General features: G+C 66.5%; 13 protein-coding genes. 6 read left to right on the top strand and 7 right to left on the bottom strand.

Going from position 1 to position 12,739, the window contains the following annotated elements:
- The first annotated feature begins 95 nt into the window (after positions 1-95).
- Positions 96-263 carry a DUF3117 domain-containing protein gene (locus ACETK3_RS00570; RefSeq protein ID WP_009357720.1) on the top strand — a complete coding sequence of 56 codons (168 nt, stop codon included), beginning with the start codon at positions 96-98 and terminating at the stop codon, positions 261-263.
- Positions 264-323: 60 nt separating this feature from the next.
- Here ACETK3_RS00570 and ACETK3_RS00575 read toward each other — a convergent pair whose 3' ends face one another.
- Positions 324-956: an O-methyltransferase gene (locus ACETK3_RS00575; RefSeq protein ID WP_237428566.1), complete on the bottom strand. Its 633-nt coding sequence runs from the start codon at positions 954-956 to the stop codon at positions 324-326.
- Between the two features lie 227 nt (positions 957-1,183).
- Here ACETK3_RS00575 and sigE point away from each other — a divergent pair, with 227 nt between their 5' ends.
- The 3 genes from sigE to ACETK3_RS00590 all read left to right on the top strand — a co-directional run bounded on the left by sigE (position 1,184) and on the right by ACETK3_RS00590 (position 3,179).
- Complete coding sequence (gene sigE, locus ACETK3_RS00580; RefSeq protein ID WP_237428565.1) at positions 1,184-1,798, top strand: RNA polymerase sigma factor SigE; 615 nt, start codon at positions 1,184-1,186, stop codon at positions 1,796-1,798.
- Between the two features lie 7 nt (positions 1,799-1,805).
- Positions 1,806-2,705, top strand: coding sequence for an anti-sigma factor (locus ACETK3_RS00585; RefSeq protein WP_373992349.1), 900 nt, complete (start codon positions 1,806-1,808; stop codon positions 2,703-2,705).
- 69 nt (positions 2,706-2,774) lie between these two features.
- Positions 2,775-3,179 carry a Sec-independent protein translocase TatB gene (locus ACETK3_RS00590; protein ID WP_237428563.1) on the top strand — a complete coding sequence of 135 codons (405 nt, stop codon included), beginning with the start codon at positions 2,775-2,777 and terminating at the stop codon, positions 3,177-3,179.
- 61 nt (positions 3,180-3,240) lie between these two features.
- On the opposite strand, the gene ACETK3_RS00595 is transcribed toward ACETK3_RS00590, so the two are convergent.
- Genes ACETK3_RS00595 through ACETK3_RS00605 form a run of 3 tightly spaced genes read right to left on the bottom strand, consistent with a single transcriptional unit; the run spans position 3,241 to position 6,416 of the window.
- The gene (locus ACETK3_RS00595; RefSeq protein ID WP_237428562.1) at positions 3,241-4,398 is read right to left on the bottom strand and encodes an Mrp/NBP35 family ATP-binding protein; all 1,158 of its coding nucleotides are present in this window, start codon (positions 4,396-4,398) and stop codon (positions 3,241-3,243) included.
- 58 nt (positions 4,399-4,456) lie between these two features.
- Positions 4,457-5,149 (bottom strand): DUF1003 domain-containing protein, encoded by a 693-nt coding sequence (locus ACETK3_RS00600; RefSeq protein ID WP_236798979.1) that lies wholly within the window; start codon positions 5,147-5,149, stop codon positions 4,457-4,459.
- Positions 5,133-6,416 (bottom strand): magnesium transporter MgtE N-terminal domain-containing protein, encoded by a 1,284-nt coding sequence (locus ACETK3_RS00605; RefSeq protein ID WP_236798978.1) that lies wholly within the window; start codon positions 6,414-6,416, stop codon positions 5,133-5,135. The genes ACETK3_RS00600 and ACETK3_RS00605 overlap by 17 nt, the downstream gene beginning before the upstream one ends.
- 77 nt (positions 6,417-6,493) lie before the next feature.
- Between ACETK3_RS00605 and ACETK3_RS00610 the strand changes: the two genes are divergently transcribed.
- Positions 6,494-7,459: a general stress protein gene (locus tag ACETK3_RS00610; protein WP_237428561.1), complete on the top strand. Its 966-nt coding sequence runs from the start codon at positions 6,494-6,496 to the stop codon at positions 7,457-7,459.
- Between the two features lie 96 nt (positions 7,460-7,555).
- Here ACETK3_RS00610 and ACETK3_RS00615 read toward each other — a convergent pair whose 3' ends face one another.
- Positions 7,556-9,130, bottom strand: coding sequence for an aminopeptidase P family protein (locus ACETK3_RS00615; RefSeq protein WP_237428560.1), 1,575 nt, complete (start codon positions 9,128-9,130; stop codon positions 7,556-7,558).
- 80 nt (positions 9,131-9,210) lie between these two features.
- On the opposite strand from ACETK3_RS00615, the gene ACETK3_RS00620 reads away from it, so the two are divergent.
- On the top strand, positions 9,211-10,059 hold the full coding sequence (locus tag ACETK3_RS00620) for a PHP domain-containing protein (protein ID WP_237428559.1): 849 nt from the start codon (positions 9,211-9,213) through the stop codon (positions 10,057-10,059).
- Positions 10,060-10,065: 6 nt separating this feature from the next.
- Here the strand turns inward: ACETK3_RS00620 and ACETK3_RS00625 are convergent, their stop codons facing one another.
- Both ACETK3_RS00625 and ACETK3_RS00630 read right to left on the bottom strand, forming a co-directional pair.
- Positions 10,066-10,938 (bottom strand): site-specific DNA-methyltransferase, encoded by an 873-nt coding sequence (locus ACETK3_RS00625; RefSeq protein ID WP_237428558.1) that lies wholly within the window; start codon positions 10,936-10,938, stop codon positions 10,066-10,068.
- A gap of 8 nt (positions 10,939-10,946) precedes the next feature.
- Positions 10,947-12,629, bottom strand: a complete 1,683-nt coding sequence (locus ACETK3_RS00630; protein ID WP_237428557.1) for a DEAD/DEAH box helicase — start codon at positions 12,627-12,629, stop codon at positions 10,947-10,949.
- Positions 12,630-12,739: the final 110 nt, after the last annotated feature.

Raw genomic sequence — 12,739 nt, forward strand, 5'->3', positions numbered from 1 at the left:
GTGGAACCACCACCCCGCCATAGCCGCCTGATCGACATGCGGACACAGCCCGCCCGGGCTGATCAGTCCTGGGACAAAATGGAGGGGAATTCCTCATGGCGGCTATGAAACCACGCACCGGCGACGGCCCAATGGAAGTCACCAAGGAGGGCCGCAGCCTGATCATGCGCGTCCCGCTCGAAGGCGGCGGACGCTTGGTGGTCGAACTGAACGCTGCCGAAGCAGCCAACCTCAAGGAATGCCTCGTCGGCGTTACCGAATAATTGTGCCGGACGGGGTCCGCAGCCTGCGGGCTGCGGACCCTGTCTGTCTTCGGGGGATACCTACTTCTTAACGGCCACCAGCAGGCCGTCCCCGGTGGGAAGCATTGCGGAAGCCAGCCTGTCGTCGTCGCGGATTGCCTTGCCCACCTGGCGCAGGGTCACTGTGTTGGGCTCCCGCCCGGCGGGGTTCGCCACCTTGTCCTTGTCCAGGGCGTCGTTGATGACCAGCAGCCCGGAACGCTTGAGCAGCCGGACGGCCTGTTCCACATATCCGGGGAGGCCTGGCTTGTCCGCGTCGATGAACACCAGGTCGTAGGCCCCGTCAGTCAGCCGCGGCAGGACATCGCCGGCGCGGCCGGAAATGGTGCGCGTACGGTTGGCCGGACTGCCGGCTTCGGCGAACGCCTCGCGGGCCGCCCTCAAGTGTTCGACGTCCACGTCGATGGTGGTCAGGACCGCATGCGGGCTCAAGCCGCGCAGGAGGCACACGCCGGAGACCCCGGCGCCCGTGCCGATCTCCACCGCGGTCTGGGCCTTGGAGGCAGCGGCCAGCACCGTAAGGACGGCGCCTACGCCGGGGCTGATCGCGTTGACGCCCAATTCAAACGAACGCTCCCGGGCCCGAAGCATTACCTCATCCTCAGCGGGCAGATCTTCTGCATAGGACCAGCTGCTGGACTTGTCGGCGCTCATGGATTTCGCTTTCTGGGCGTAAGGGGGAATGTCTCCCCAAGCCTACTGTGTTTGGCCGGGCAGGCCGCGGAAGCACCCGTTGCGCCCAAGGCTGAAGTTCGCCTGCAGTCAGGAAATTCCCAGCGAAGTTTGACATGATTGGTATCCGCTCATCCAAAAGGTGACCGGCGCCGAATCAGAGATGTCAACAGTATCCGGGCGTTAGCATTCCATGAGGGGAGTGGACGATGTCATCTTCAGTTGTGGCACCTGTCCCTGCAGTCAACAATCCCGATGATGGGTGGGTCCGTCCCACTTGGGAAGAAGTGGTCACCAACCATTCGGCGAAGGTCTACCGGCTGGCTTACCGCTTGACCGGCAACAAGTTCGACGCCGAGGACCTCACCCAGGAGGTCTTCGTCCGCGTCTTCCGTTCGCTGGACAACTTCAAACCGGGGACGCTCGACGGCTGGCTGCACCGCATCACCACCAACCTGTTCCTTGACCAGGCCCGCCGGAAGACCCGCATCCGTTTCGACGCGCTGGCGGAGGACGCAGAGTCCCGGCTGCCGGGCCGTGAGCCGGGTCCCGAGCAAAGCTTCGAACTGAACAACCTGGACCTGGATGTGCAGGCCGCGCTGGAGGAACTTCCGCCGGACTTCCGGGCCGCCGTGGTCCTGTGCGACCTCGAGGGGCTGTCCTACGACGAAGTCGCGGAGGCTCTCGGCGTGAAGCTGGGTACCGTCCGCTCGCGTATCCACCGTGGCAGGACCATGCTCCGGGAGAAGCTCGCCCACCGCGATCCGCGCCCGCAGCAGTCCCGCCGCAAGCTATCGATGCCCCGCATCGCCGGCATCCTCTGAACGGCGCATGAGGTCCCAGTTTCCTTTCGGCGGCAGGCATCAGCGCACCGGCAGCCACCTTGAGGCCTGCCAGGAGTGTGCCGCCACCGTGCGCCGGGAACGGCAGTACCTTGAGCGCCTCCGGGATGCTCCCATTCCACCCGCTAGCGGTGACCTGACGGCACGCCTGCTGGCGCGCACGAGTGAACTGGCGGCCCAGCCGCCTGCGCCTGTACACCAAAGCGGGACCTCGCTGGCCGCCCGGGCCCTGGCGCTGACGGCCGGCGGAACGGTGGCGGCTGCCGGAGTGCTGGCCGTCGGGGCGTTCACGGCGGCGGGAGACCCCGCGGCCGGCGGGGCGGGGGCCACCGAGGCGGCCTTTTCGCATGTCTCCTCGCAGACACCGGCGGACGGCAGGACGTTGACCGCAGCACAGCTCGCCACGCTGCGCTCCGAGGGCTGGGCCTGCCCTGAACTGCAGGCCATGGGATTCCACGTGGAATCGGCCAAGGCGCTGGTTGTTGACGGCCAGCCTGCGGTGGAGCTCCGGCTTACCGACGGCGCTCACCACGCCACCGTTACTGAACAGCATCCCGTCACCGGGCAACCCGCAGCCCAGGCCGCGGCTGCCGGAAGTGTGCCGGTGGAAGCCACCGGAGCCGGCGGCAAGGCGGGTCCGTCGCAGGATTGGGCCACATCGCCATGGGCCGCCACTTACCGCGCGGAAGGCCTCACCATCACCTATCGCTCCGACCTGCCCGCGGCGCAGGCCAACGAAGCCCTGCCCATCCTCAAACGCCTCGCCGACAGTGCCGCAGAAGGGGTGGCGGCCGCCGTTCCGGAGACTTCCGAGGGGCAGGCCGCCGAGCCACTGGAGACCCGGCTGGAGCGCGGGTTCAGCAAGATCGCGGCCCTGTTCAACCAGTGACGCGAACTGTTGCTCCGTCCCGCGGACGGGAATCGTCACTCGCAGCCCGGAAAGGGTAATCTTCCTAAAGTGTTTGGAATCAACGGCCCGGAGTTCATTCTTCTGCTGATCATTGGCGTACTGGTGATCGGCCCCCAGCGGCTGCCCGAATATACCCAGAAGCTGGCGAACCTGGTCAAGGAAGTCCGCCGCATGGCCAACGGTGCCCGCGAGCAGATCAAGGAAGAAGTGGGCATCGACATCGACGATGTCGACTGGAAGAAGTACGATCCGCGCCAGTACGATCCCCGACGCATCATCAAGGAAGCACTCCTCGACGACGACACCAAGCCCGTCAGCGCAGGCGCCCCGGCCGCCGTGGCTGCGGTGTCCGGCGCGGCGGCAGCCGCCGAGTCGGCTCCTGCGCGGCCCGAAAGGGTTGTGGAGCGGCTGGCGCCGGGCGAGACAGCCCCGTTCGACACCGAAGCCACCTAGGCCTGCCTGCCCAGCGGGGCTCACTGCCCGGCGGCAATTAGTGGTCAACGGGGCTTACTGATTACCGGGGCTGCAGCCCCAGTTTCATCCCGGCCAGCCCACGGGGTTTGGCCGCCAACTGGCCTGCAATGGCTTCCAGCGCCATCGCGCCCGCCGAGCCCGGCTGGCCCAGGACGATCGGCACCCCCGAGTCCCCGCCTTCCCGCAGCTGGATGTCCAGGGGAATCTGGCCCAGCAGCGGAACGTCCGCCCCTACCGTGGCGCTGAGGCGTTCGGTGAGGACTGCCCCGCCGCCGCTTCCGAACAGCTCCATCCGGCCGCCGTCGGGCATCTCCAGGTAGGACATGTTCTCAATGACGCCTGCGATTTTCTGGCCGGTCTGTGTGGCAATGGCACCGGCCCGTTCTGCGACGTCCGCTGCCGCGGCCTGGGGTGTGGTGACCACCAGGATCTCGGCCTTGGGCAGCAGCTGCGCAACGGAGATGGCAATGTCACCCGTGCCCGGCGGAAGGTCCAGGAACAGGGCATCCAGATCGCCGAAGTAGACGTCAGTGAGGAACTGTTCCAGGGCCCGGTGCAGCATGGGTCCGCGCCAGGCGACCGGCTTGTTGCCGCTGACGAACATGCCGATGGAGATCACCTTCACCCCGTACGCAACCGGGGGAAGGATCATATCGTCCACTTGGGTGGGTTTTTGCGTGATCCCCATCAGCGCGGGGACGGAGAAGCCGTACACATCCGCGTCCACGATGCCCACGCGGAGGCCTTGGGCAGCCAGTGCGCTGGCCAGGTTGACGGTGACGGAGGACTTGCCCACCCCGCCCTTGCCGCTGGCTACGGCGTAGACCCTGGTGAGCGAGCCGGGTTCATTGAACGGGATGCTGCGCTGCCCGCCCGCGCCGCGCAGCTTCTCCTTGAGCGCGTCGCGCTGCGCCTGGTCCATCACCTTCAGTTCGACGTCGACAGCGGTGACGCCCGGAACAGCGAAAAGGGCCTTTTGGGAATCGGCGGTAATGGTGTCCCGCAGCGGGCAGCCGGCGATGGTGAGCAGGACCGCTACGGTGACCTTGCCGTCGTCGGACACCTGGACGGAATCCACCATGCCCAGCTCCGTGATGGGGCGGCGCAGTTCAGGGTCGATAACCGTGGCCAGGGCCTCGTTGACGGCGTGGTGCAGCGGGGACTTGCCTGCTGTTGCGGGATCGATGGGGGCGCTCATGGGAGGAGCCTCGGCTTTCATGCGGTTGCGGACCGCCGGTCAGTGGACGGCCTGACGGTCATTGGGCAGAGTGGCCGGGTTTGACCCGGGGGATCTGCTGGGTACGCGGGCTGCGCTGCCGGTCCCGTTGTTCGCGCAGTTTGTCCTTGACCTTGTCCCGCGGTGGTTCGTGGGAACCCGGGCCGGTGTCGTCGTGGGTGCGCAGCTCCTCCTGGGCTTCGAGCAGGTCCTCAAGGAGGGAGCGCAGTTCGGCACGGACGTAGTCGCGGGTGGCCACTTCGCGCAGGGCGATCCGAAGGGAGGCAAGCTCCCGGGTGAGGTACTCGGTGTCGGACAGGTTGCGCTCGGCACGCTGGCGGTCCTGCTGCAGCGAGACGCGGTCGCGGTCATCCTGCCGGTTCTGCGCCAGCAGCAGCAGGGGTGCGGCGTAGGAGGCCTGCAGTGACAGCATCAGGGTCAGCAGGGTGAAACCAAGGTCCCGCGAGTCGAACTGCCATTCCACGGGAGCCCACGTGTTCCAGCCGAGCCAGAAGATGCAGAACACCGTCATGTAGACCAGGAACTGGGGCGTACCCATGAAGCGGGCAAAGGCCTCGGTGGCGTGCCCGAATGCATCGGGGTCCGGGCGGAACGTGGGCAGGATCCGCTGCCTGCCGCTCAGGGGTGTGTCGAGGCTGCCTTTTGATTCCGCTTTGGCCAGGTTCCGCTGGTTGGGGTTCTTCGGAGCACTGATATCAGCCAATGCGGCCACCGAGCCTTCTTATCGGGGCTTCGCCATCATGGGCGCGCCAGTCGTCGGGCAACAAATGATCCAATACGTCATCAACAGTCACCGCCCCCACAAGCCGGCCGGCGTCATTGATCACCGGGAGGGAGTTCAGGTTATAGGTAGCCAGGGTCCGCGCCACTTCGCTGATGTGCGCTTGGTCGGACAACGGCTCGAGGTTCTTGTCCACCAGGTTTCCCAGTGCCTCGAACGGCGGGAAGCGCAGCAGCTGCTGGATGTGCACCACGCCCAGGAAGCGGCCCGTGGGCGTTTCCAGCGGCGGCCGGGCAATGAAGATCGACGACGCCAGTGCCGGGGAGAGCTCCTCGCGCCGGACGTGGGCCAGGGCTTCGGCCACGGTGGCTTCCGGGGGGAGGATGACCGGCACGGGGGTCATGAGGCCACCGGCCGTGTCCTCGTCGTATTCGAGCAGGCGGCGCACGTCCTCGGCGCCTTCGGGCTCCATCAGCTGGAGTAGTTCCTCGGCCTGCGCGGAGGGGAGCTCACCGAGGAGGTCGGCGGCGTCGTCCGGGTCCATCTCCTCCAGGACGTCGGCTGCGCGCTGGACATCCAGGGCGGAGAGGATCTCCACCTGGTCGTCCTCCGGGAGTTCCTGGAGGACGTCCGCCAGGCGTTCGTCCTGCAGTTCGCTGGCCACCTCGAAGCGGCGCTTGTCGCTCATCTCCTGGAGCGCCTCGGCGAAGTCGGCGGGTTTGAGGTCCTCGTGGTTGGCCACGAACTGGGTGGCGGCCTGCGGCTCGGTCTTCTGGCCCTGCTGGGCATCCGCCCAGTCGATGATCAGGGTCTCGTTGCGGCGCAGCCGGCTCAGGGGTGACAGCGAGTGTCCGCGCCGGACGAAGAGCTTGCTCACGAACCAGTCACGGGACCTGTGCTGGTCAATGGCGATGTCTTCGATGGTGGCGTCGCCGCTGCCGTCACGGAGGGTGACGCGCCGGTCGAACATCTCGGCCACCACCAGGGTTTCCGCGCCGCGCTGCTCAAACCGGCGCAGGTTGACCAGGCCGGTGCAGATGACCTGGGTCTGGTCGATCGAGGTGATGCGGGTCATGGGCACGAAGACGCGCTTCTTGCCCGGAACTTCCACCACGATGCCCACCACGTGCGGGGCGCCCTGGGTTCCCCGGGACAGCACAACAACATCGCGCAGCCGGCCCAGCCGGTCGCCCAGCGGGTCGAAGACATCGAGGCCCAGAAGGCGCGCCACGAAGACGCGTGTAGGTGTTGTGCTCACCACTACAGGCTACCGAGTCTGCTCTCTTTTAGCTGAATTTACAGGCAGTACCCACCTTGATGGGCAAGAATGGGACTATGTCGAACTTATTTGGTGCACCCAAGGCCGGCGCCCCGAGCGGACCGGACGATGCCCGGGCCGTTCCCACCGGTGACACCGTTGGCTCCTACACCTCCTACCTCGACGCCCAAAAAGCGGTGGACTACCTGGCAGACCAGCAGTTCCCGGTCCAGATGGTCTCCATCGTCGGCAATGAGTTGAAGATGGTGGAGCGGGTGACGGGGCGGCTGAGCTACCCCCGGGTGGCGCTTTCGGGGGCACTGAGCGGCATGTGGTTTGGCCTGTTCGTGGGAGTCATGCTGTCGTTTTTCGCGCCTTCCCCCGGATACTTTTCGATCATGACGTCGGTGCTGATGGGCGCCGCCTTCTTCATGCTCTTCGGCATCGTCACCTACGCCATGCAGCGCGGCAAGCGCGACTTCACGTCCACCAGCCAGGTGGTGGCAACTAGCTACGACGTCATCGTGGCCCCCGAAGCAGCCCATGAGGCCCGGCGCCTGCTGCAGCAGCTGCCGATGTCCCGTTCCGACGCTGCCTCGGCCCATGGCCCCTACACGCAGAACGACTACTACAACCAGCCCTATCAGCAGCAGCATCCGCAGCAGCAGGGGCCTGCGCGTCCGGCCGGTTGGAACGATCCCTACGGCCAGCGGCAAGGCGCGGTCAACGATACGTCCCCGTCCCACGAGGGATCAGAGCACGGCTCATCGTCCCAGGACGGACAGGCTCACCCGCACGACGGCGGCCAGCAGTATGGGGGCGGTCAGCAGCAGCAGCCCGTCCGTTCGGCCCGCTATCCGGACCTGCCGGACGGACGCCCGCAGTACGGTGTCCGGCTCCCGCAGGGACCTGCCGCAGATGCCGGGCAGCAAAGTCCGGGTCAGAGCCCGGAACATGGTGCGGAACAGCACGGTGGAGAACATCGTGCGGAAGAACGTCACGTGTCCGACGGCGACCAGCACCAGGGCGAAAACCGGCTGTAACAGCCAACAGATTTACAGGGCCTGACAGCAGGGCATACAAAAAGCGGGACCGCCGGAAAGAATCCGGCGGTCCCGCTCTTTGTAATTTCTGCCGCGTCAGGCTTCTTCGGTCCGGTAGATGCCGGCCATCCAGTCCTCCACGTCCTCCGCATTGCGTGGCAGGGCGGCGCTGAGGTTTACCGGGCCATCGGCAGTCATCAGGATGTCGTCCTCGATCCGGATGCCGATGCCGCGGTACTCCTCCGGGATCGCCAGGTCTTCCTTCTTGAAGTACAGGCCCGGCTCAATGGTGAACACCATGCCTTCGGTGAGGACGCCGTCGAGGTAGAGCTCCCGCTTGGCCTGCGCGCAGTCATGCACGTCCAGTCCAAGGTGGTGGCTGGTGCCGTGCGGCATCCAGCGCCGGTGCTGCTGGCCTTCGGGGCTGATCGCTTCCTCCACAGTGACGGGCAGGATTCCCCACTCGGCCAAACGCTCGGCCAGGACCGTGGTGGCGGCAGTATGGATGTCCCGGAACTTGGTTCCCGGCTGGGCAGCGGCGAAACCGGCGTCGGCGGCATCCAGGACCGCTTGGTACACCTTGCGCTGGATGTCGCTGAAGGCGCCGCTGGCCGGAAGTGTCCGGGTGATGTCTGCGGTGTAGAGGGAGTCGGCCTCGACGCCCGCGTCCAGGAGCAGGAGTTCGCCGGCATGGATGCGGCCGGTGTTGCGGGTCCAGTGCAGCACGGTGGCGTTGTTGCCGGACGCCGCGATGGTGTCGTAGCCCAGTTCGTTCCCCACCTCCCGGGCCCGGGCAAAGAACGCTCCCTCCACCACGCGCTCGCCACGGGCATGCGTGAGGGCGCGCGGCAAAGCCTTAACAACCTCTTCGAAGCCTTCCACGGTGGCGGACACGGCGATCTTCATCTGCTCGATTTCCCACTCGTCCTTGAGTAGGCGCAGTTCGGAGAGGGCCTCGCTGAGCTTCTCGTCCAGGGCATCCAGGACGCCCAGGTCCAGGTTCTCGGGGTCCCTGGCAGTGTTGTACCGTGCGGTGTCCACCAGGGCGTCGATGTTCTCGTCGACTTTGCGGACCAGGCGGATGGAGATGCCGCCGATTTCCGGGGCGCCCACGTCCTTGGTGACGGCTGTTTCCAGTTGGTCGATGTGCGCGGTGGCCAGCCCCAGGCGGGCCTCGAACTCTTCGAGGGTGGGCCGCGCACCAATCCAGAATTCGCCGGAGCGGGAATCCGCGTAGAACTGTTCCGTGTCCCGGCCGGCCAGTGGCCGGAAATAAAGCGTGGCGCGGTGGTTCCCGCCGTCGTCGCCCGTTCCCTCGTTGACCGGTTCCAGGATCAGGACAGCGTCGGGCTCGTGGTCCAGCCCGAGCCCGGTGAGGTGCGCGAAGCCGGAGTGCGGGCGGAAACGGTAGTCGCAGTCATTCGACCGCACCTTCAACGGCCCCGCGGGGATGACCAGGCGTTCGCCCTTGAACAGGGAGGAGATCGCCTTGCGCCGGTTTGCGGCATAGGGGGCGACGGCGTCCAGCTGCGGAAGCTCTTGGCTGGAAGGTGCCCAGTTGCTGGCCATGAAGGCCTTGAACGCGTTGGAACTGGGCCGCTGGGAGCGGTTGTTGACGCGCTCTTCCAACGGCTGGGAAGCAGAGTTTTGGGTGTTTTCGGCATCGTTCACGGCACCATCGTCTCACCAGCTTCGCGGCTAAGCGAACAGGCCTCCCCGGTCTCTTGTCCCCGGTCCACTACGCTGGATAAGTGAGGATTGACCTGCATGCCCACTCCAACGTCTCCGATGGCACCGAGACCCCTGCCGATGTCATGGCCTCTGCTGCCCGCGCGGGATTGGACGTGGTGGCGCTGACCGACCATGATTCGACGGCAGGTTGGGCGGAGGCTTCCGCGGCCGCTGCAACGTACGGCGTGGCCCTGGTTCCTGGCATGGAGGTGTCGTGCCGGACCGAGGAGGGCATCAGCGTCCACCTTTTGAGCTACCTGCACGATCCCACCCATCCCGGCCTCCTGGAAGAGATCACCAAAGCCAAGGATTCCCGACAGACCCGGGCTGAGCGGATGGTCACCATCCTGGCGGAGGACTACCCGCTTACCTGGGACGACGTGATCCACCACGTCGCGCCCGGTGCCACCCTTGGCCGTCCGCACATCGCGGACGCCCTCGTCGCCGCAGGGGTGGTGGAGGACCGTTCGGAGGCTTTCGCCTCCATTTTGACCTCCCGCTCGCGGTACTTCATCCCGCACTACGCTCCAGACCCTGCCACCGCCGTCGAGCTTGTCCGTGCCGCCGGCGGCGTGCCGGTGTTCGCCCACCCCGTGGCTTCTGCCCGGGGGCGGATCGTGGGGGAGCGCACGTACCGCGAGATGATCGACGCCGGCCTGGCAGGCCTGGAGATCGATCACCGGGACAATCCGGAAGAGGGCCGGGACTTCCTCCGCAGGCTCGCGGCGAAGCATGACCTGCTGGTCACCGGTTCCTCCGACTACCACGGAACCGGCAAACCCAACCTGCTCGGGGAGAACCTCACTGCCGCCGGCATGCTGGCGCGGATCGAGGAACTCGGCACGGGAACTGCCGTCGTCCGCCCCTGACGTTACCTAGCTGGGCTGGCGGCTTACCAGGGTGGCGTGCGCACCCAGCCGCTTGGCCATGATGTCGATGGCCGGCTGGTTCTGGTCCACGCACACGAACTTCCGGCCCAGTTTCGCGGCCACTGCCCCGAGGGTGCCGGAGCCGGCGAAGAAGTCCAGGCACCAGTCCCCGGGGCGGGACGATGCGGCGACCACCCTGCGGACCAGGCCCTCCGGCTTCTGCGTGGGGTAGCCGGTCTTTTCCTTGCCGGTGGGGGAGACAATCGTGTGCCACCAGACGTCGGTGGGCAGCTTTCCCAGCTCCCGTTTGGCAGGGGTCACCAGGCCGGGCGCCATGTAGGGTTCACGGTCCACCTCGGCGCTGTTGAAGTGGTACTTGGCCGGGTTCTTGACGTACACCAGGATGTTGTCGTGCTTGGTGGGCCACCGGTTTTTCGCACGCGCGCCGTAGTCGTAGGCCCAGATGATCTCGTTCAGGAAGCATTCCCGGCCAAAGATGGCGTCCAGCATGACCTTGGCGTAGTGCACCTCGCGGTAGTCCAGGTGCAGGTACAGGGTTCCGTCGTCGGCCAGGAGCCGCCAGGCCTCCACGAGCCTGGGTTCCAGGAAGGACCAGTAGTCGCTGAACGCGTCGTCGTAGCGGTGCAGGGCGCCCTTGATGGTGTCGTAGGAGCGGCCCTTGAAACCCACCCGGTCCCCGCCGCCGTCAGCGTTGGCCACCATCCGGGTTTGCTGGCGCTGCTGCGGCCTGCCCGTGTTGAAGGGCGGGTCCACGTAAATCAGTGTGAAGGCGCCGTCCGGCAGCGTGGGGAGGTACTCCGCGTTGTCCGCGTGCACCACCAGGCTGCCGCCGTCCGGCGCCCAAACAGTGTCAGTCATCGGGGCAGTTAGCCCTCGGAGTTGCCAGGCTGCGTGCCCTTGTCGGCGCCGGCCACCACTTCGCCGTTGCGTCGGCGGGTGCGGGTCCGGCTGCGGCGGGCGCGGTTCGGCTTTTCGGTGTCCGCTGCGGGTGCTGCAGCTTCGGCGGCAGGAGCTGCTGCAGAGTCCGGCGTACGACGGCGGCGCTCACCTGAGCGGCCAACGGAGTCACTGCTGCGGGCACCTTCGCGGTTGCCGCTTCGGCTTTCCCGTCCACGGCCGTCCCGGTCGCGTGAGCGGCCTGCGTCACGGCCGCCGCGGCTGTTCTTCTTGCCGGTTTCGCCCAGGTCCTCAAGCACCTCGGCATCGACGCCGGCCAGGGTGCGCTTGTCGCGCGGCAGGCGGCCCTTGGTGCCCTCGGGGATGTCAAGATCCGTGTACAGGTGCGGCGAGGATGAGTAGGTTTCCACGGGCTCCGGAACGCTCAGGCCCAGGGCCTTGTTGATCAGCGCCCAGCGCGGCATGTCGTCCCAGTCAACGAAGGTGACGGCGGTGCCCTTGTTGCCGGCGCGTCCGGTGCGGCCCACCCGGTGCAGGTAGATCTTCTCGTCTTCCACGCACTGGTAGTTGATCACGTGGGTCACGTCGTCAACGTCGATGCCGCGGGCAGCCACGTCCGTGGCCACCAGGACGTCCACCTTGTTGTTGCGGAACGCGCGCAGAGCCTGTTCGCGGGCGCCCTGGCCCAGGTCTCCGTGGATGGCGGCGGCCGCGAAGCCGCGGTCCACCAGTTCCTCGGCCACTTTGGCGGCGGTGCGCTTGGTCTTGGTGAAGATGATGGTCCGTCCGCGGCCGCGGGCCTGCAGGATGCGGGCCACCACCTCGGTCTTGTCCATGCTGTGGGCGCGGTAAATGAGCTGGCGGATGTCCCGCTTGGTCAGGCCCTCGTCCTCGGGATCCGCTGCGCGGATATGGGTGGGCTGGGTCATGTAGCGGCGCGCCATGGCAATGACCGGGCCGGGCATGGTAGCCGAGAACAGAAGCGTCTGGCGGACCGCAGGGGTGCCGGCGATGAGGGTCTCAACGTCCGGCAGGAAGCCGAGGTCCAGCATTTCGTCGGCCTCGTCGAGGACGACGAGCTTCACGTTCTTCAGGCTCAGGTGCTTCTGCTTGTACAGGTCGATCAGGCGCCCGGGAGTGCCCACCACTACCTCGACACCCTGCTTGAGCGCCTCAACCTGGGGCTCGTAGGCGCGGCCACCATAGATGGTGGTGATCCTGGCGTTGCGTTTGCGGGATGCCGTCTGCAGATCGCTGGCCACCTGCACGGCAAGCTCGCGGGTGGGGACGATCACGAGGGCCTGCGGGGCTCCGGGAACGGCGAGTTTGGCGTATCCGGGGTCGTCCTGGCCGATGACCCGTTGCAGTGCGGGAATACCGAAGCCCAGGGTCTTGCCGGTGCCGGTCTTGGCCTGGCCGATGATGTCATGGCCGGCAAGAGCCACCGGCAGGGTCATGGCCTGGATGGGGAAGGGGTGGGTAATCCCGGCGTCCGCCAGGGACTCAACGATGTCCGCGCGCACGTTGTAGTCGGCAAAGGACTTCTCCGCGATCTCGTGCGGCGTCTCGTCGGAGATGATGGTTTCTTCCGGCTCGATAGTTTCCGTGCCGGACTCATCGCTGAGGAGCTGGTGGGTATGCAATTCACTCACAGGGGAGTTTCCTTATTCATTTGGGCAATGGCGCTGCCTGCTCAACGGGCCGGCCAAGGCTGGCCGCTCCGGAGCACGCTCAGGCGCGCAAGCGATTCCAGTGGAAGCCG

Origin of the sequence: Arthrobacter sp. E44 (genome assembly GCF_041877125.1) — a bacterium.
GTDB lineage: Bacteria > Actinomycetota > Actinomycetes > Actinomycetales > Micrococcaceae > Arthrobacter.

What these genes read in the sequence shown, in the direction of transcription:
- ACETK3_RS00570 (WP_009357720.1), top strand. Translation starts at nt 96, where the DNA reads ATGGCGGCTATGAAACCACGCACCGGCGACGGCCCAATGGAAGTCACC.
- ACETK3_RS00575 (WP_237428566.1), bottom strand. Translation starts at nt 956, where the DNA reads ATGAGCGCCGACAAGTCCAGCAGCTGGTCCTATGCAGAAGATCTGCCC.
- sigE (WP_237428565.1), top strand. Translation starts at nt 1,184, where the DNA reads ATGTCATCTTCAGTTGTGGCACCTGTCCCTGCAGTCAACAATCCCGAT.
- ACETK3_RS00585 (WP_373992349.1), top strand. Translation starts at nt 1,806, where the DNA reads ATGAGGTCCCAGTTTCCTTTCGGCGGCAGGCATCAGCGCACCGGCAGC.
- ACETK3_RS00595 (WP_237428562.1), bottom strand. Translation starts at nt 4,398, where the DNA reads ATGAGCGCCCCCATCGATCCCGCAACAGCAGGCAAGTCCCCGCTGCAC.
- ACETK3_RS00610 (WP_237428561.1), top strand. Translation starts at nt 6,494, where the DNA reads ATGTCGAACTTATTTGGTGCACCCAAGGCCGGCGCCCCGAGCGGACCG.
- ACETK3_RS00625 (WP_237428558.1), bottom strand. Translation starts at nt 10,938, where the DNA reads ATGACTGACACTGTTTGGGCGCCGGACGGCGGCAGCCTGGTGGTGCAC.